This is a genomic window from Undibacterium sp. Di24W (assembly GCF_049340325.1).
Classification (GTDB): domain Bacteria; phylum Pseudomonadota; class Gammaproteobacteria; order Burkholderiales; family Burkholderiaceae_D; genus Undibacterium.
Map to the genome: position 1 here is coordinate 298,841 of NZ_JBMPOP010000001.1, position 17,657 is coordinate 316,497.

Here is a 17,657-nt window from a genome sequence, read left to right on the forward strand (position 1 = left end):
TCCCTTTAATCTCAAACAAAAAAGAGACAAATTAATGTTTAATCAAACAGAGAAAGACAATTTTTTCAATGCTGTTGAATCATTAAAAAAATATCGAAGAGCCGATCTCTCAGATGATAAAGGGAAAAATCTGCTTGAACTACTCTATACGGATCTTCTTCCCAACGATCATATTTTAAAGAAAAGTATAAAAGAAAATACAACTTTTCTAATTGGAAGGAAAGGTACCGGAAAATCAACAATTTTTTTGAGAATAGAGCAAGAATTAAGAAAAAAATCGACTTCACTCCCATGTTATTTAGACGTGAAGACGATTTACGAATCTGCTTCTACAGAATACTTAAATCTCGAATATTTAGCAGAGTACTTATCGCCAAAAGCAATACAAAAATATTTAATTGAAAGAAGCTTCCTTCAAACAGTCCTGAAAAGAATTGCCGAAGAAATTGATTTACGTTGCGACACAATTACTGAAAAATTTAAACAAATATTTTGTGAAACAAAAACACAACTAGTCAAACAAAAAATTCAAAAACTTAAAAATGCTATTGAAGACAATGAGTTGTTAAAAGAAATCGAAATTCCGATTATAAAAGGGATAGCGTCAAAACGAAAACAACTTGATGAAAAAAAATTATCCCATTCAAAATCCACAAAACTTTCTGCAACCGCAGAAGCAGAAAATTTTTCACCCAAATTAAAGGCCTCTTTAGATTTTGAAAATAAGAACTCTGATGATCAACTCTCTTCATCTGCCCTCGAGGAAGATTTTTCTTCAGTTTTTATGCAAGTATTTCAAGTCAAAAATTTCATCGACGAAATCAAATCAATTCTTGTTGATATTGAAGTCAAACATGTTGTTGTGCTATTGGATGATTTTTCCGAAATAGACGATCACGCGATCAAAACTTTCGTCGACGTGATATTAGCACCATTGAATAATTGGTCTGAAGAATTTGTTAAATTTAAAGTGGCTGCATATCCCGATCGTATTTACTTTGGAAAAATTGATCCCGGAAAAATCGATACCATTAACCTAGATTTTTATAGCCTATATTCTGAATTTGACAGAAATAAAATGGAAGAAGGTGCAATCGACTTCACAAAACGATTAATCGAAAAACGTTTTAATTATTTTTTAGATTCAACTCCGGACCATTTTTTCGATGTAACAAGAATGCAAATGGCCGAATACTATGAGCTCATTTTTCAAGTTTCAATGAATGTACCGCGAATAATCGGATACATCCTTTCCTTTTGTTATCAGAGTAAAATAATTTATAACAAGCCAATTAATAAGCAGGACATTGAAGCAGCGGCGCAAAAATATTACGAAGATAAAATAGAACCTTTTTTTCACAAGACAACATTCTCTCTTCTTTCAATTAATGAAAAGATCGATACACTCCAATTGCGAGATTTACTTGCAAAATTCGTTGATAAAATGTCGGATATTAAGAAGAAAATTTCAACGGTTGAATATTCTGGTGAGGCATACATACCTTCCACACCATTTGCCAGTCACTTCCACTTTTCAAGAGATTTAGAAAAATTTCTGAAAACTTTAGAGCTCAATTTCTTCATATCAAAATACGTTGAAATGAGCGACAAAGATGGGCAACTTTCTTCGGTTTATTGCTTGAATTATGGCCTAACTCAAAAGCACAACCTATCTTGGGGAAAACCAAAAGGCACTAAATATAGAAAATATTTTATCGAACGCCCGTTTAGCTTCAATGTCTTAATAAAGGAGTTTTTAGCAACGAGCAAAACGACACATTGTACGAATGATGAGTGCAGCCAAGTATTCAGTCAAGAACACATACCGTTATTGGAATTCACTGATTTCAAATGCAATAAGTGTGGATCTTTAGTAATTACTGAAGCGCTATCTGAAGAAATCAGAACAGAGTTAAAACAAATTGAGCAGGAAGCGTTGTTAAATCCCGTCGACATAGAAATTGTGATGGAATTGACGAAACATGGCGCGCCTGTCACAGCGAGAGAAATTTCAGAAGAAATCGACATTTCATCACAATCAATTGGTCAAAAATGTAAAATGCTTGATCTCAAAAAAGGACTCATTGTTCGTGCAAAAGAGAGTAATCCATACACTTACGTCTTGTCCGAAACGGCACGAAATTTGTACGATTAAAAGAACAGGGTCAGGTCTTTACATGCAAGTATCAAAGCGAGAAAACCTTGGTTCGAGACCTGCCTCCAAAAATTTACTCTCTTTACCAAACAACTTTAGTCTCTTCCCATGATTAAAATCTCTCAACTTCTCTCTTTTTGCGAAAAATGGCGGTCTGAAAATCTTGAACTGTTTTCCTCTCTCGAAAGGCGACGCAGGAAATTCTGCACTGACTTTAAAAAACAAATCGGCAAGGGCTTTGCACTTTCTTTAGCAGTTTTGATATACGGGCTAACGAATCTTCCTGGCAACAATATTGCTTTAGAAGTATTCGAAAAAATGTCACATGAATTGGCTGTACCAGATTGGAAGTTAGTTGGGTTCGCCATCTGTTTCTGTACAGTCGGCGTAGTTTTTTATGGTGCAGTATTTCCTGACTTAATTCGCAAGTACATTTTTCTACCTGCAACAACCTTAATATACGAATTATTCGCAGTTTCGCTCGGCGCCTTCCCCCTCATTGTCATCAACGCGGCAATACAAAGTAAGACGGCATTCGGAAAATCTGACATCCTCGCCTTAACTTTCATTGCCGGATATCTCTTATTCGCCACTATTACAGTTTATGTATTTTGGTTTTTAATTCATTTTCTGGACGATAAATTCCTCGGAAAATTTTCCACGGCAGCGAAAATCGTAATTTCTTCGATTTCATTGTTAATCTTGCTTTCGGGATATTTACCTGCTAGTCGATAGAAGAAAAATGAAATAACAAGGCCGTAAGGCGGGCACGAACGGGGGCAGTTCCAACATTCCAACATTTCCATAAATTTTAACGAAAAGATAAAGCCACAAATAATCATCTAAACGGAAATCACAAACCCATGTCGCAACCCCACGTCATCGTCATCGGAGGTCCCAATGGTGCAGGTAAATCCACCATCGCGCCCATGGTTTTGCGTGATTATTTGGCGGTGCCTGATTTTGTGAACGCCGATCAAATCGCGGCAGGATTGTCGGCGTTTAATCCTGAGGGTGCTGCGTTTGAGGCGGGTCGTATTATGTTGCGTCGGCTTGATGAGTTGGCGGCGTCCGGTCGAAGCTTTGCGTTTGAATCGAATCTATCTAGCCGCACTTTTTCTGTGTTTTTAAAGAGACTTAAAGCACAGGGTTACCATGTCGGTCTATGTTTTGTTTGGCTCAATAGCGCCGCTCTGGCGAGAGAACGGGTTGCATTACGAGTAAAGATGGGTGGGCATCACATACCCAGTGACGTGATCGAACGGCGTTACGTGCGCAGCATACAAAATTTCCGCGATTTGTATTTGCCACTTACCAAAGAATGGAGCGTCTTCGACAATTCTGAAGTGGCCAATCCCCTATTAGTCGCCGAAGGCGTAGACAATCAAACTGTAACTGTTTTCGAGGAAGCATCATGGAACAAAATCCAAACAATCTAGCATCGACACCTGACACCATCACGAAGAAATTACGTGATACTGCTATGCTCAAAAAGGTGGTGAAACAAGCGGTCGTCGAAGCGGTTGAGAAAGCTCGCAAATTGGGTTTGATAACAACGTCTTCGATACAGGAATCGTCAGAGGAATACAAGGCTAAGTAGAGGATGCAACTAAGTAACGAGTCGCTCCTGCCATTCCAACATCAAGCCATAAATAAACAGTCTTGGTCAGCATCGATAAAAAACCAAAGCTGACCCATTTGATTCGCATTTGATTCGGAATACGCCGTACACATCAAAATTGCTCTGAGTTAGATGAAAACATCGTCAAGCTTTTACACGTCTACAAAGCACCGTGGTTTCTAACGGCTCAACTGTACTGTTTTTGCAATCGCCGCATTCAATGCGTCGATGGTGGCGGGAGGCACTTTTTTACTGCACATAATGTAGCGCATTTCAGTTGCGGGAATGTCCATGAACTTGAGGATCTTGAAATCGGTCATTTTGAGATGTGCATTGGCCACGTACAGCTCGACTTCTTCTTGGGTCACTAGAGACAAATCTGCCCGACCCAGGTGAATCAGTCTCACGATGTCCGACACTTCCGCAGCCTCTAAAATCAACTGTGTGACCGGCATTTTGGCAATGAGGTTGTCGAGGTACGGGCCGTGCAGAAAATTCTGCTTGATCATGAGTCGAACATCTGAACGCCCAAGCAGGTCTTTTGCGGTGGTTCCCATTTGATATTTGAAGTTCACATTTGCCAGGCCCACCAGCGGTTTATCGCGGTAGATGGGCTGAGTGAACTGCGCGTAGCTGGCACGCTCCGCACTGTAGTACCAGCCCGGAGAGCAAATGGCCGCTGTGTTGTTCTGTAGTGCATCCAGGATAGCATTTGCAGAGCGTACCTGCCAGGTGAATGGAATCCCGGCCACTGCAAAGATCTTGGCCGCTGGCTCAGCTGTGAGACCAACGACATTGCCACCGTTGTCCGTGTAATTGAAAGGCCGGCGTTCGTAGTACATAAGCCTTAAGGGCTCTAAGGCTTGGGCCGCAGCCAGATGGTAGAGCGGGAGCAGTCCGAGAAATACCACAACTGTCTTTATAAGAAACCAGCGCATCGCATCTCCAGTTCTCCGAATCGGTAGAGCTATCTTAGTGCAAAAATACTTGACTGACAATCCAAGCGCTCATTCACACTTTGATCTAATGGCGCTATCCTGACATCCTACATTGATCCGTTATTGCAGGGAGAATGGGGCAAGTCTTGCCATGAATTAAAGAGGGAAGCATCATTTAAAAACCGATGCTACCCCACTAAAACCAAACAGTGGTACTACTGAAAGCAAAGGTATTCCCAAACACCATTGGTATCAAAGAGCGGCTTGCCGTTTCCGTCCAGCGGCGTGGAGGCGTCTACGACCGAGATGCCGTGATTCTTGAGTGCCAGTGTAAGTGCTAAGCTGCTTGGATTAAAGGGCAATAATGTATAAAGTTGATGCGAATTGGAGAACGGTTGGCTGACTCCATCAACCAAAACTGGCCCGGATGCTGGTTTGGTCAATCCGAGGTTATCCCAGTGCGCAAAGGCATGGGCATTGGGAACTAAGGTGTCACTACCCGACCCAAAACCGTATTGCAAGTTTGCTGGCGTGACGTTCGGCTTCGACGCTGTCCAACTGGCCGGACGATTTGACGATTCGTTCCAGTCCTCCGGTGAGGAAAAATAAATCGCACGACTTAAAGAAACTGTTTTAGCAAGTATGCCAACATGACCACCTCCTTGGGAATGCCCCGCAAGGACGACCTTGCTCCAATCGACATTTTTATTCGACAGCAGAAATTGGCTCCAGCCCTCTGAAGGGTTGGCGTTATTAAGCCAGTTCAGCAATTTGTTTAGTCGGTTTACGAGGGAGTCGGCTGGTGTCACAGCACTCTGCCCGTTGACTGGCGTGCCATTCCCAAAGATGACGACGTTGCGTGCGTTCCAATAGCAATCTGGATCGGCGCTAAATTGGCACAATGTGCCCATGGCCGTCTGATTCGCGTAGTTCAAACCCAAGGCATGAAAGCCGCGGGCAGCGCCAGCACGAAGGATGTAGCTATACTGGCTCGGCCTGCCCTGTGTGCCGGGCAGGAATACGAGTAATTTACCCCGTTGATTTACCGAAGCAGATGGGTTAATCGCAAGGTGGGGAGCTTCAACTGTACTTGGAATCGCTGTGATATTACTATCGGTGAGGGTCGCGTTGACTTGACGTTCCACCGACGGTAAAGCGGCAATTACCGTCAGAAGCGCGGCATCACTGGTTGCAGTGCCCGCCGAATTTGAAACCTGAACACGATAGAAGTATCCATTGTCCTTAACAGCCGTAGCTTGCGTTACGTAATTTGCAGATTGTGCAGAGCCAGGCGCGGAAGACCAGGTAGTCTCGGTGTCTTTGCGCATCTGCCATTGATAACTCAAGGGCGCACTGCCAGCCGCCGTTACCGAAAACATTGCCACAGACCCGACAGAGACAGTCACCCCCGTCGGCTGAGATGTGAAGCTTGGAGGCGTGGACTGAATCGGCATCCCGCCTTGATTGGTCGCCCCGCCACTGCCACCACAGGCTACCAAAAAAAGCACTAACGAAGTAGCCAAGAATGGGGAATGTGTCATTGGCAAGAGTCTACAAAGAAAGTTCATTCTCTATCTCCTTATGCGGTAACAGGCTGCAAAGTTCAACAAGATTCTGCATCGTTACTCGGCTCTTTAAAAAAAGACCCAATTTGTTTGATGTTGGCAGGACAGGTGACGTGTGTCAATCAATGTTGCACACTGGGTGCTATGAATCAAATTTGCCCAAAAAAAGTAGATATAGGGTTAGCATCAACTAAAAAACATAAAAGCACGGAAAAGTCTGAGGGTGGACCTTACATTTCAGCAATGAGGAACAACCTAGCGCATTTGACGGATTTCAAGCCTAGTTCATTTAGTTTCACCTATTTACTGAATAAAAGTAGAATGAAAGTCTTAGCGTTTGCGCAGTAAAACACGCTTTGTAATCAATTTGTCGCCGATAAATTATTTAAGGAGAAACGTATGTCTTTACGCATCAATGATGTCGCACCGGATTTCACCGCACAAACAACGCAAGGCACGATTCAGTTTCATAACTGGATAGGCGATTCTTGGGCGATTTTGTTTTCGCACCCAAAAGATTTTACGCCAGTGTGTACCACCGAATTGGGTTACATGGCTAAGTTAGAGCCAGAGTTTACTAAGCGCAATTGTAAGTTGATCGGCTTGAGTGTTGACCCAGTCGGCAATCACGAACTGTGGTTGAAGGACATCGAAGAAACGCAAGGCTATGCAGTGCATTATCCTATGATAGGTGATAGCGATTTGGCCGTGGCGAAGCTTTACAATATGCTGCCGGCTGATGAAGCTGGCTCCTCAGAAGGTCGTACCGCTGCAACCAATGCGACTGTGCGTTCTGTGTTCATCATTGGTCCAGACAAAAAAATTAAATTAATGCTGACTTATCCTATGACCACAGGTCGTAATTTTGATGAGATCTTGCGTGTGCTCGATTCCATGCAATTGACCTCGAAACACAAAGTGGCAACACCAGTCAATTGGAAAAATGGCGATGACGTGATTATCGTTCCATCGGTATCTGACGAGGAAGCAAAAGCTTTGTTTGCCGAGGGTTGGAAAGCATTGAAACCGTATTTGCGTTTGACCAAACAGCCAAAATAATTACGCTATCTTGCTGTGTCAAGTATAAGACCGCTGCGTCTTGACTCGGTACGGCGCAATCTTTTTATAGGGCGTCATTAGCGAAGCGTATTGCGCCGAATGGGATCATTCAGAAACGGTGTAATGCGCTTCGCTATTAAACCCTTCAGTATAAGTGTCCACATAATTTTTGGCGCAATAGCACACTAGCGGCATACTAACTAGCACAAGAGCTGTGTCCGTTATAGCATTCCAACATCGCCATAAATGTTGCCGAATATTGAAATTCTAAAATACGCAAGACATCCGAAATTCAACGTCTCATTCAAAACCCAACGTCCACGGGCGACACCAAAGGAGTTCCCTCATGAATGCGCTCGGTAACGCACACAATTCAAACGCCGTCTTTGAAGCTCAACACGCATTGACCACGTTAGCATCGGACATAGGCGCTGCTTTGAACATCGCGACCGCAGCTTTGTCTACCACATCAATTTATTCTGAAATAGCAAGGATCAATCAGCAAATTAACACGATTGCCAACGATGCTGAAAAAGGAATATTGCATTTAAATCGAACGATTAAAATTTGCGAAGAGATTGTTCATCTTAATGAAGAGTTAATCAGACGAAAATCAATAAATCCTTTAATTCCTGATACGTTGATCTCGTTTTTGAATGCGGCGGTAGCTCACGCTGAAAAAACGCTGCCATTGGTAAGGGCTGCACTTCAGCCATCGTGATAAGAATTCGTTAATGCTATCGACGACTATCGTTAAGCATCAAACCAAAATTCCTCACGGAGTTTTCATGATCAGGACATAAAAAAGGTATAGTTGAACCTATTCCGCGCGATAGTGAGTTTTTCACCGTTCTACTAATTCGATTTACGCGTTAAGTTCCCCTCTTTCTGGAGATGTTTCATGATACGCCGTCAGCTTCTCGTTCTTGTTTCCACCGTTTCTTTACTCGTGCTTGTAACACCAGCCACACACGCTGGATCCGCGCCATCTCGTGCCAAGTTAGGAATGGTAGTGTCGCAAAGCGATATTGCCTCAGAAGCCGGGTTTCAGATCATCAAAAATGGCGGTAATGCGATGGATGCGGCGATAGCCACTGCGTTCGCGCTGGCGGTGACGCATCCTACGGCGGGTAATATCGGCGGTGGTGGTTTTATCGTGTACCGTCCGACTAGCGGGGCAGCTGTCTCGTATGATTTTCGTGAGGCGGCACCTAGCGGATCATCTCCCGAGATGTGGCTGAAAGACGGCAAATACGATTTCGATCTGCATCACAACAGCCATCGTTCCGTCGGCGTGCCCGGCACAGTTGCGGGCTTGTATATGGCATGGAAAGAGCAAGGCTCCAAGCCATGGAAGGAACTGGTCATGCCTGCCGTCATCTTGGCGCGTGATGGTTTTGAAGTCTCGCATGGCTTGGCGCGTTCCTTAGAAAGAGTATTGCCCTCTTTTAAAAAATACCCGGCAACGCTGGCGCAATTTTCTAAAAATGGACAGCCTTATCAAGCAGGCGAAACGCTCAAACAAGCCGATCTTGCGCGCAGCTTACTGCGCATTGCCGAGCAAGGCCCTGCTGGTTTTTACGAGGGTGAAACCGCGCTCTTAATCGAACAAGACATGAAGGCCAATGGCGGTCTCATCACACGCGAAGATCTAAAAGCCTATCAAGCCAAGAAGCGCGATGTGATTAAAGGAAGTTATCGTGGCTTTGACATTATCGGGATGGCACCACCCAGCTCGGGCGGTGTCGCACTGGTCCAGATGCTCAATCTGCTGGAAGGCTATGATCTAAAAGCCAATGGCTATGGTTCTGCCAAGAATCAACATCTGATTACCGAGGCAATGCGTCGTGCTTTTGCAGACAGAGCGCAGCATCTGGGTGACCCTGATTTTGTCAGCGACATTCCTATCGCCCGCTTAACATCGAAAGAGTATGCGACCAACCTGCGCAAGACCATTAACCCCGCTAAGGCGTCGAAATCAACACCAACATCGTTTACCTGGCCGGCAGAATCGCTAGAAACCACGCACCTTTCAGTGGTCGATGCGCAGCGTAACGCAGTCTCTTTGACCTATACCTTGGAATACGGCTACGGCTCGCGCATCGTGGCGCCAGGCACAGGATTTTTATTGAATAATGAAATGGGCGATTTCAATGCAGGCCCAGGTTTGACGACTGAGCGTGGCCAGATCGGCACCAAACCCAACCTCGCCGTACCCGGCAAGCGCATGTTATCGAGCATGGCGCCGACCATCATCACCAAAGATGGCCAATTGTTTATGGTGACAGGCTCACCTGGTGGGAAGACGATCATCAATACCGTACTCACCACCATCCTGAACGTGATTGATTTTGGTATGAACGCGCAAGAAGCAGTTGATGCTGGTCGCATGCATCACCAATGGTTGCCGGATACCTTGACTATTGAACGTTACGGCTTCTCTGCAGACACCATCAAGTTATTAAAATCGATGGGACATAACGTGGTGGAAGGTGGCAATCAAGGTGCTGCCGAAGTGATCATATTGAATGCGAAAGAGAATCTACTTGAAGGCGGTGTCGACCGTCGGCCAGCAGATGGTGGAGCGGCTGGGAAATAACTCAAATCTTAATGTATTAGCAGGCGCAGATGGGTCTTAGGTTGGGCATCTGCGCTGGCACTATTCCTTATCCTCGCTTCAAAGAACACGTAGAAATCGGCGATATTCACCTTTTTTTCAAGAGCAAGGCGTGGGCACGTTGAGGTCATACCTCTACTGCGATTCCACAAGTCACTCCTCAATGCGATCGTTATTGAAGATCACCTGTTTCAAAATATAAAACCCTAACCTGGCCACTTTGCTCTGCAAACAAAGACAGAAGCGCGCTCGGTATATTCATCTTATCGCTTGGCAAAACAAGAACCTTACTCTGCAATCGCTTAGCTTTCTTACCCAACGCAATAATAACGTCAAAGTCCGGACGCCTGTCTATTTCCTTAATCAGGAATCGCTCATGTCCATGACCTATCACACGATAGTGCCCGTCGGTGTGATTACGCTCTTGCATCGAGAGCTGTCGAAACATGAGAACTTCATCAATCACCACGATCTGCTTTGCATAACGCGCTTTGCCATCACGTTCAAAATGTCCCTCGAAAAAAACTGCTGTAAATTGCTGTAAGGCTTGCGGATGCTCAGGTCCAAGACGTGACAGTTCAAAATCCTCCGGATCAAGTGACCAAAGCGTTGGCTTACGAGACAACCGCTGGCGTAGCTGCTGATCAACTTTAGGATCTACCACATGAAAACGAATCAGCACCTGATAGTCATGTGGCACATGAAACATCGGCATGTGCGACGCGTATAAACCTTCAAGGCCACCAAATACAACCATGCCGTGTTTACCAAAACTCATCGACTTTGTCATCGAGCTGGTTGTTTGCTGTGCACCTGCGGAGATAGAAAAGAAAAGTAACAATACGAACCACAGCTTACTGGTGAGATTCAAATGAAAGCATTTCAATCTCATATCTTCACCAACAATTTTCCACGGTGACCGCCCGTAAATAAACTATTGAGCGCAGATGGCAATTGATCGAAACCGTGCACCACGGTCTCCTCAAACACGATTTCACCTGCACTCACCATAGGCCCGACCAGAGCCAGCATTTCATCCATGCGATGTAGGTAATCTCGCGCCAAAATACCTTGTATGGTTGCACGTTGATACAGCATGTGATGCAGAAAACGTGGTCCCATTTTCACATCATCCAGGCCTTCAGAATATTGACTAATGCTGCCACAAATGACGATACGAGCACGACGATTAATTAAGGGAATTACCGCATCACTAACCATGCCGCCTACATTGTCAAAATAAACGTCAACGCCGCCAACTAATGACTTGATTTCTGTGGCAAGCGAGTCGGCCGAAGAATGCGATTTGTAGTCCACTGCCCAATCAAACCCAAGTCTGTCCAGCAGCCATGCACATTTTTCCGCACCTCCGGCTATGCCAAGTACCTTGCAACCATGACGCTTCGCAAATTGACCAACCAAAGACCCGACAGCTCCGGCCGCGCCGGAGACAACAACGACTTCGCCTGCATGGGGCCTACCCGCTTCGGTTAAGCCAAACCATGCCGTTCGCCCCGGCATGCCTAACACACCGAGTGCCGAGCTAGCTGGCGCAATCTTGGTATCTAATTTACGCAATGTAGTGTGATGTACTCGTGCGTGAGTCTGCCAACCTAATATGCCTTCAACCATATCACCTGCCTGCAGATGAGGCACACCCGACGCTAGAACTTCTCCGACTACCCCAGCTGTCTGCACCGTGTTGAGCGCATGCGGCTGTTCATTAAAAGTAGGTTTTCGCGATTGATTGATCCGCATATAGGGGTCGACACTGATGTATTTGGCCGCCACCAAAACTTCACCTGAGGATAGCGTGGTATCGAGCACCTCTTCGCGCAACGCATAATGTTCGGGTCCCACTATGCCATCCGGATGGCTCGTGTAAATCCATTGTTGATTAAGCACGTCTCGTATATTTACCATGTATTCCTCTTAAGTCTAATCATGATGAAGCGATAGTGTAATCACATTGCTATATCCCACCAAGCAACTTAAAATACCTAACTGTGCACTTATAGGCATCAAATAATCAAGAGCAATCGAGAGGGAGCATGCAATGGAGATCGACGACCTACGCTCATTCTTAGTCATCGCGCGCTATGCCAACTTGCGTAACGCGGCAGCTGAGCTTTATCAAAGTCCATCCGCTTTGTCCAAGGCGATAAAGCGATTAGAAACGGCGCTCAACACGCCGCTCTTTGATCGTATTGGTAAGAGTTTGAGACTCAATAGCCAGGGGGAACATCTACGTGAACGTGCCGAGCAACTAGTGGCACTTGCCGATCAAACACAAGCTGAATTTCGCGGCGAGCGTCAACATCTGCACTGTCGCATTGTCGGTCCTGCCATCTTACAATGGCGCTATGGAGCGACATTTTCCGAACTACTTCAGAAACACTATCCTGGCAGCGGCATCGCCTTCGTTTCGCAATTCGAAGACGCCGCCCTTAGTGCATTGAGCAAGGGCGCAGCCGATTTCGCTCTAGTAACCCAAGCTGCGATTAACACTTCGCTGCCTCTAGGTCTAGAAGCCGTGGCGATTGGAAATTTGACGATGCACTTAGCTGCGGGCACTCGACACCCACTCGTGAAGACAATGATCGATGCCAAACCCACCATGCGCAAATTCAAGTCCAATACCGCGCAAATTCTCAATTACGATTTTGCCTGCCCCGACCGCTCCCTGTTTTGCGGCATAGATCGAGGCACACGCTCCGACGGATGGCGTGATGATCAACTGCCACGCAAAATCCGATTCTGGCTCGATGATTTACAACTATTGATGAGTCTAGTTCGCTCGGGTCAGGCACTCGCCTATCTGCCAGACTTCGCCCTAAACGATCCAAGCCTAGTACGTTTGCATGTCACGGATTGCAACTACGAATGCGTCGAACAATGCTGGCTAGTTTGGCGTCCCAGCGTCGCCAGTGGATGGCAAAATAAACTGGTAAGTCTATTCACTATGGATTGAGCACAGCGGTCAAAGTAAAGCTTCAGCAAGCGATCACAATTAACCGATGAGGTCACCGACTAGCACCGGGGTAGTCAAGTTGCCGAACCAGATACGTATGTATATCGTTTGGCCAAGTTCCGGGCATTCTTCTGATTTGCATTACTTACCTGTGAGCCTTACTGCTCTTTGGTGACCGATGAACTTTCAAATAAAGACTTACCCCAGCACTTCATCACTTTCTTCTGCTTCCTACCAGTCTATAAAATATGCGCTTTAAGCTACTCGCTTCCATGATAAATATTAAATAAAATTTACAATGGAAGCTAAAATAGCGATGATACAATTTCATCTAATGTAAGCAATTTAAAGCTCGTACACCTCCAGCAAATTGCCCAAACACTCCACTACACGAAGCTTAATACCCATTCTCTTTTTCTACATTATGCGACATCTCAAATTTGTACTTTCGTCTATCTGCGCCATTTTGACGAATGCCATGCTCAGCACCTTCGTTGAAGCGGCTGTGGTCAGCAGCTCACAAAGCAATTCTGCAGCGACAGAGCAAGTTCAGTCATCCGTCATTCCCGTCACTCAGCAACGTGAGGTGTACGGTGACGTCACCTGGATGGAGCGACATGCTCAAATCATTGCTCGCAACAAGACAATAAAACCTGAAATCGTTTTTCTTGGCGATAGCATCACACACTTCTGGAGTGGTGAGCCGGCTTCATATCGGCCCACTGATGCGACCTCTTGGCAAAAGACAACTGGCGGGCGCGTGGTGACGAACTTGGGCTATGGCTTTGACTATATAGAAAACGCACTTTGGCGAGTTCATAATGGCGAACTCGATGAGATCTTACCTAAGCTGATTGTCATCAGCATAGGCACAAACAATCTTGGTCACCATGGTGATGACGCCGAAACCTGCGAGCGTGCTATGAGGGCGCTGCTCGCTGCGGTACGCGCAAAACAGCCCATGGCGAAAATTCTGTTATTGGGCATCTTTCCACGTCATGAAGCAAAGCTCGCAGACAGCATCGCTGATACGAACCGACGCTACGCTGAGCTTGCCAGAACTAGCACCGGAGTATATTTCTTAGACCTCAGTAAAATCCTCGCGGAGCCAGGCAAACCATCTTTGCCTGCGACACGTCTTTTCCGTGATGGTCTACATCCCAATGCCGCAGGATATACTGTAATCGCGGACCAGCTTGCACCGGTCATCGACCAGCTCGTGAAATCAGTGCAGTTCTCGACCTCGCCAGTATCCAAGGAAAGCTATGATTGGTGGGCGCAGCGTAACAAGTCTATCGCTGCTATCGCCAAAGCCAAGGCTAACACCGCTCAAGTTGTTTTCATTGGCGACAGCATCACACAGGGATGGGAGCAGGAAGGTAAAGTGCGTTGGGCCGACTTTGTGTCAAAGTACAATGCGGTGAATCTCGGCATCAGCGCTGACACCACTGAAAATATACTATGGCGCCTGACAAAAGGTGACAACTTGGCGAGCAACACACTCAAACCAAAAGCGTTTGTCTTGCTGATCGGTACCAACAATGCGGGACACCGCACGCTGACAGAAAGCCCTGAGGACATCCGCGACGGCGTAAACGCTATTTTGAATTCACTGCGTCAAGCTTCTCCGGATTCAAAAACCATTCTCACCGCGATTTTCCCGCGCACCAATCCGGCGGATGCGATCAACCGAAAAGCGAACTTACTTCTAAAAGCGCTCGCAGATGGGCAATCTGTTATTTGGTTCGATATCGGCCACAAGCTCGCACCCAACGGTCAACTGGATTCCACTATCATGCCTGATAAGCTGCACCTCTCACCCAAGGGCTACGAAATATGGAGCGACGCTCTTACTCCTATACTCGACAAGATCGCGAAATAGATTTGCTTAGAAGATGAGGGCTCTGGCTACCGTCTTTTTTCAAACATCATTGTTATGATTGTGGTACATCGCTCTTCCTCGCAGAAAATATTGGTGCGCCCGTGCTACCTTTATAGTTAGCGAGCTCACCGTAACATGTCGATGAAAAAAACATATTCATCTATTCAGTTAACTGGTAATAGATTCATGAAAATAAATAAAGATCCATTTTGGGCTGCATGGGCTTTCGTAGCGGCACTTTTATATGCAATTTGGGCTTCGGAGCACTTGTATCATAGCGACCCTAATCTGCAAAATGGTGTTGGAATCATGGTCATTTGGATAGTCATACCCTTTGTATTCTGTGTAGCACTTGGCATTGCGGGCGCGTTTTTTGGTTGGATCTTCCATTTCGTCAAAGCCCCTAGTACTCGTGTCTGCCTTTTACTAGTAGCATTCGGCGTTTTCTTCCTTGGGTATGGAAAACCATCGATCTTCGTAACTACCCTAGCACTTATCTCTTTTCCTTTTGCCTACATTAAAACAAAAAAAACCAACAAAGATGAAAAAGATCTTCAAGATTTTATGAAAAAATAATATGGCAACAAAAATTGCGCCGTCCAAAGAATATCTCAACAAATTTACATCGCCACTTTGGGATTTGTTGGATCTGGAAAATTGCAAACCTCTCGCTATCATTGAGGGAGAGAGGGAAGACTATCCCTTTATCATTATCGATATGCAGCATGATGAATTGGGACTTTTAGCGGGCGATCAAAGAACCGCTGTCTCTACTTTTTTTATTCTCGCTCATCAAAAAAAAATCAGCCATCCACGCATTACCCAACCCCTTGTCGATTTTCAAATTTCGGCGGACAAGCAACATATCTATTTAGTTTCCCCTAAAAAGAAAGTAAGGCCGGGTGAATGGGAAGTTGTTCTAAAAAAGGCCATAAATGTGGCAGATGCCTTAGTTGAAGCGGACACAGACAAGAGCGCCAAGCCTTTTCCTGCGACATATACGCCCGTGGGCGGCGGTGCCTGGGTCCATGCCTTTTGGGCCCTGATGAGTTTGCTATTTTCAATTTTGTTTCTGATAGAAGGATTTGGGGGACTTTTGGGTTGGATAAAACTTGATCCAAGCAGAAGTGAATCCTTCAAGCTGAGTATAGAGTTTCTAGTCGCAAGCCCATTTGCCTTTTGGGGAGCACTTTATTACTACCAAAAGTTCAAAAAGCGTTTGTAGAATGCCAGTCGCCCTTATCACAAAAGGGTAAATGCAAACCTGCTCAATCACAACACGCGGCTACAGACGAAAGGCTGGGATGGCATTTTCCCCTATTGTCCAATCACAGCACCCAAAAGTCTGATATATCGAAATGGCACTCCTATTTGGACCCAAACAAAATCCGCTGCCGTGTACAGAATATAGCTAGTCGATAAAAAGCGTGGCGTACCGCCAGCTCTACATAAGTATCTAGACACCTAAGCCGAACATTGCGCAAGCACTGGCCGTAAGGATGAAGGCTAAAGTTCTCGCTACACCTTGATGGGCTTTCACGGTTGTCGCGAGCAATAAGCCGAATACTAGTATTAAAGCGCTAGAACCTAGCAAACCGATTTGGTAAAGATACGCGCTTGCATCTTGTGGCAATTCTAAACCGTGTGCCGCGCCATGAACGATGCCAAATACTGCGAGTAAAGCAAGCGCGACGATACGATGCAATTGAATGGCAAAAGCTAGAAGTGCACCAGCAATTGCCAAACTCAGGGCAATTTCCGTTTCTACCTTAGTCGTAACAAAACCACTTACCGCCAACACCGCACCCACTTGTATCGCGCATAAAAACACCAAGCCTAAGCTGGTCGGGTTGCGACTTATATTTTGGCGCAACCAAAAACCAACGGCGAATAACATCAATAGATGATCAAAGCCCGTCAATGGATGGAGAAATCCCGCAGCAAATCCTGAATGTGTTTGGGCTATGCCATCGTGTGCCACGGCAAATGACGGAAAGCTGAGCATGAGAACAACGCCAAACAAAAAAATCAGAAGCCCGACAGTCTTACTTCCAAAACGCTGCATATTATTCCCCTAAAAAAAGTTCAAATAAATACCATTACCTAAAATAAAAAATTTTGACTGAGCCCTGATTAAGCCTTATCCAGCAGACCTTGTACGCGGATGAAATCGATGACTGCTTCAACACCCTCTCCACTTCGTAAATTGGTCATAACGAATGGTCGGGCGCCACGCATGCGTTTTGCATCGCTCGCCATCACATCGAGATTGGCGCCCACATGCGGTGCGAGATCTATTTTATTGATGATCAGCAAATCGGAACGCGTGATGCCTGGTCCACCTTTACGCGGAATTTTCTCGCCACCGGCAACATCGATCACGTAAATGGTGAGATCGGACAGCTCCGGGCTAAAGGTCGCGGCTAAGTTATCCCCACCGGACTCAAGCAAGATCAAATCTAGATTGGGGAAATCCGCCGACATGCGGGCAATGGCCTCCAAGTTGATGGAGGCATCCTCACGAATGGCTGTGTGTGGACAACCGCCGGTTTCTACCCCCATCAAGCGTTCTGCTGGCAAAGCATTGGCACGCAATAAAATTTCCATGTCTTCTTTGGTGTAGATGTCATTGGTAATCACCGCCATATCGTAGCGATCGCGCATGCGCTTACACAGCACTTCACATAATGCGGTTTTGCCTGAGCCGACTGGTCCGCCGATACCTACTCGTAGTGGTTCCTTCAAGTTAACAGTCGGCGTTGAATTCAGCGTCAATGCGGCGCTTTGGTCACTATTGATATCTGCTCGTTGCGACGAATTGTTCATGTTACTTTCTCTCAAATTCTTCA

Annotated in this window: 17 protein-coding genes; 11 read left to right on the forward strand and 6 right to left on the reverse strand. The window is 45.7% G+C overall.

From position 1 onward, the window contains the following. The first annotated feature begins 34 nt into the window (after positions 1-34). The 4 genes from ACO0KZ_RS01180 (at position 35) to ACO0KZ_RS01195 (ending at position 3,755) form a co-directional block, all read left to right on the forward strand. On the forward strand, positions 35-2,155 hold the full coding sequence (locus tag ACO0KZ_RS01180) for a winged helix-turn-helix domain-containing protein (RefSeq protein ID WP_422991904.1): 2,121 nt from the start codon (positions 35-37) through the stop codon (positions 2,153-2,155). 108 nt (positions 2,156-2,263) lie between these two features. Further along, positions 2,264-2,890, forward strand: coding sequence for a hypothetical protein (locus tag ACO0KZ_RS01185; protein WP_422991906.1), 627 nt, complete (start codon positions 2,264-2,266; stop codon positions 2,888-2,890). Between the two features lie 128 nt (positions 2,891-3,018). Beyond that, positions 3,019-3,594, forward strand: coding sequence for a zeta toxin family protein (locus ACO0KZ_RS01190; RefSeq protein WP_422991908.1), 576 nt, complete (start codon positions 3,019-3,021; stop codon positions 3,592-3,594). Beyond that, positions 3,570-3,755, forward strand: a complete 186-nt coding sequence (locus ACO0KZ_RS01195) for a hypothetical protein (protein ID WP_422991910.1) — start codon at positions 3,570-3,572, stop codon at positions 3,753-3,755. The genes ACO0KZ_RS01190 and ACO0KZ_RS01195 overlap by 25 nt, the downstream gene beginning before the upstream one ends. 200 nt (positions 3,756-3,955) lie before the next feature. Here the strand turns inward: ACO0KZ_RS01195 and ACO0KZ_RS01200 are convergent, their stop codons facing one another. Both ACO0KZ_RS01200 and ACO0KZ_RS01205 read right to left on the reverse strand, forming a co-directional pair. Next, entirely contained in the window at positions 3,956-4,714 is a 759-nt protein-coding gene (locus ACO0KZ_RS01200) for a substrate-binding periplasmic protein (RefSeq protein ID WP_422991912.1), read from the reverse strand. Positions 4,715-4,929: 215 nt separating this feature from the next. Further along, on the reverse strand, positions 4,930-6,255 hold the full coding sequence (locus ACO0KZ_RS01205; RefSeq protein ID WP_422991914.1) for a BPSS1187 family protein: 1,326 nt from the start codon (positions 6,253-6,255) through the stop codon (positions 4,930-4,932). A gap of 423 nt (positions 6,256-6,678) precedes the next feature. Here ACO0KZ_RS01205 and ACO0KZ_RS01210 point away from each other — a divergent pair, with 423 nt between their 5' ends. From ACO0KZ_RS01210 to ggt, 3 genes are all read left to right on the forward strand, one after another. After that, complete coding sequence (locus tag ACO0KZ_RS01210) at positions 6,679-7,338, forward strand: peroxiredoxin (protein ID WP_422991916.1); 660 nt, start codon at positions 6,679-6,681, stop codon at positions 7,336-7,338. 436 nt (positions 7,339-7,774) lie between these two features. Beyond that, a complete protein-coding gene (locus tag ACO0KZ_RS01215; protein ID WP_422991918.1) occupies positions 7,775-8,059 on the forward strand; it encodes a hypothetical protein in 285 nt (94 codons plus the stop codon). 180 nt (positions 8,060-8,239) lie between these two features. After that, on the forward strand, positions 8,240-9,937 hold the full coding sequence (ggt, locus tag ACO0KZ_RS01220; RefSeq protein WP_422991920.1) for a gamma-glutamyltransferase: 1,698 nt from the start codon (positions 8,240-8,242) through the stop codon (positions 9,935-9,937). 190 nt (positions 9,938-10,127) lie between these two features. Here ggt and ACO0KZ_RS01225 read toward each other — a convergent pair whose 3' ends face one another. Together ACO0KZ_RS01225 and ACO0KZ_RS01230 are read right to left on the reverse strand one after the other, a co-directional pair. Beyond that, on the reverse strand, positions 10,128-10,847 hold the full coding sequence (locus tag ACO0KZ_RS01225; protein WP_422991922.1) for a hypothetical protein: 720 nt from the start codon (positions 10,845-10,847) through the stop codon (positions 10,128-10,130). Continuing rightward, entirely contained in the window at positions 10,844-11,878 is a 1,035-nt protein-coding gene (locus ACO0KZ_RS01230; protein ID WP_422991924.1) for an NADP-dependent oxidoreductase, read from the reverse strand. The genes ACO0KZ_RS01225 and ACO0KZ_RS01230 overlap by 4 nt, the downstream gene beginning before the upstream one ends. Positions 11,879-12,011: 133 nt before the next feature. On the opposite strand from ACO0KZ_RS01230, the gene ACO0KZ_RS01235 reads away from it, so the two are divergent. From ACO0KZ_RS01235 to ACO0KZ_RS01250, 4 genes are all read left to right on the forward strand, one after another. Further along, positions 12,012-12,926 (forward strand): LysR family transcriptional regulator, encoded by a 915-nt coding sequence (locus tag ACO0KZ_RS01235; protein ID WP_422991926.1) that lies wholly within the window; start codon positions 12,012-12,014, stop codon positions 12,924-12,926. Between the two features lie 478 nt (positions 12,927-13,404). Then, positions 13,405-14,808 (forward strand): GDSL-type esterase/lipase family protein, encoded by a 1,404-nt coding sequence (locus ACO0KZ_RS01240; protein ID WP_422991928.1) that lies wholly within the window; start codon positions 13,405-13,407, stop codon positions 14,806-14,808. Between the two features lie 135 nt (positions 14,809-14,943). Then, positions 14,944-15,384 (forward strand): hypothetical protein, encoded by a 441-nt coding sequence (locus tag ACO0KZ_RS01245; RefSeq protein ID WP_422991930.1) that lies wholly within the window; start codon positions 14,944-14,946, stop codon positions 15,382-15,384. 1 nt (position 15,385) lies between these two features. Beyond that, positions 15,386-16,033, forward strand: a complete 648-nt coding sequence (locus ACO0KZ_RS01250) for a hypothetical protein (protein WP_422991932.1) — start codon at positions 15,386-15,388, stop codon at positions 16,031-16,033. A 231-nt stretch (positions 16,034-16,264) separates the two neighbouring features. Here the strand turns inward: ACO0KZ_RS01250 and ACO0KZ_RS01255 are convergent, their stop codons facing one another. Beyond that, entirely contained in the window at positions 16,265-16,873 is a 609-nt protein-coding gene (locus ACO0KZ_RS01255; protein WP_422991934.1) for a HupE/UreJ family protein, read from the reverse strand. Between the two features lie 68 nt (positions 16,874-16,941). Further along, positions 16,942-17,634, reverse strand: a complete 693-nt coding sequence (ureG, locus tag ACO0KZ_RS01260; RefSeq protein ID WP_422991936.1) for an urease accessory protein UreG — start codon at positions 17,632-17,634, stop codon at positions 16,942-16,944. Positions 17,635-17,657 lie beyond the last annotated feature (23 nt).

Bases quoted from the DNA above. Each gene is read 5' to 3' on its own strand.
- ACO0KZ_RS01200 (WP_422991912.1), bottom strand. From the start codon at position 4,714: ATGCGCTGGTTTCTTATAAAGACAGTTGTGGTATTTCTCGGACTGCTC.
- ACO0KZ_RS01225 (WP_422991922.1), bottom strand. From the start codon at position 10,847: ATGAGATTGAAATGCTTTCATTTGAATCTCACCAGTAAGCTGTGGTTC.
- ureG (WP_422991936.1), bottom strand. From the start codon at position 17,634: ATGAACAATTCGTCGCAACGAGCAGATATCAATAGTGACCAAAGCGCC.
- ACO0KZ_RS01180 (WP_422991904.1), top strand. From the start codon at position 35: ATGTTTAATCAAACAGAGAAAGACAATTTTTTCAATGCTGTTGAATCA.
- ACO0KZ_RS01245 (WP_422991930.1), top strand. From the start codon at position 14,944: ATGTCGATGAAAAAAACATATTCATCTATTCAGTTAACTGGTAATAGA.
- ACO0KZ_RS01190 (WP_422991908.1), top strand. From the start codon at position 3,019: ATGTCGCAACCCCACGTCATCGTCATCGGAGGTCCCAATGGTGCAGGT.
- ACO0KZ_RS01230 (WP_422991924.1), bottom strand. From the start codon at position 11,878: ATGGTAAATATACGAGACGTGCTTAATCAACAATGGATTTACACGAGC.
- ACO0KZ_RS01195 (WP_422991910.1), top strand. From the start codon at position 3,570: ATGGAACAAAATCCAAACAATCTAGCATCGACACCTGACACCATCACG.
- ACO0KZ_RS01250 (WP_422991932.1), top strand. From the start codon at position 15,386: ATGGCAACAAAAATTGCGCCGTCCAAAGAATATCTCAACAAATTTACA.
- ggt (WP_422991920.1), top strand. From the start codon at position 8,240: ATGATACGCCGTCAGCTTCTCGTTCTTGTTTCCACCGTTTCTTTACTC.
- ACO0KZ_RS01185 (WP_422991906.1), top strand. From the start codon at position 2,264: ATGATTAAAATCTCTCAACTTCTCTCTTTTTGCGAAAAATGGCGGTCT.
- ACO0KZ_RS01240 (WP_422991928.1), top strand. From the start codon at position 13,405: ATGCTCAGCACCTTCGTTGAAGCGGCTGTGGTCAGCAGCTCACAAAGC.
- ACO0KZ_RS01255 (WP_422991934.1), bottom strand. From the start codon at position 16,873: ATGCAGCGTTTTGGAAGTAAGACTGTCGGGCTTCTGATTTTTTTGTTT.
- ACO0KZ_RS01235 (WP_422991926.1), top strand. From the start codon at position 12,012: ATGGAGATCGACGACCTACGCTCATTCTTAGTCATCGCGCGCTATGCC.
- ACO0KZ_RS01205 (WP_422991914.1), bottom strand. From the start codon at position 6,255: ATGACACATTCCCCATTCTTGGCTACTTCGTTAGTGCTTTTTTTGGTA.
- ACO0KZ_RS01210 (WP_422991916.1), top strand. From the start codon at position 6,679: ATGTCTTTACGCATCAATGATGTCGCACCGGATTTCACCGCACAAACA.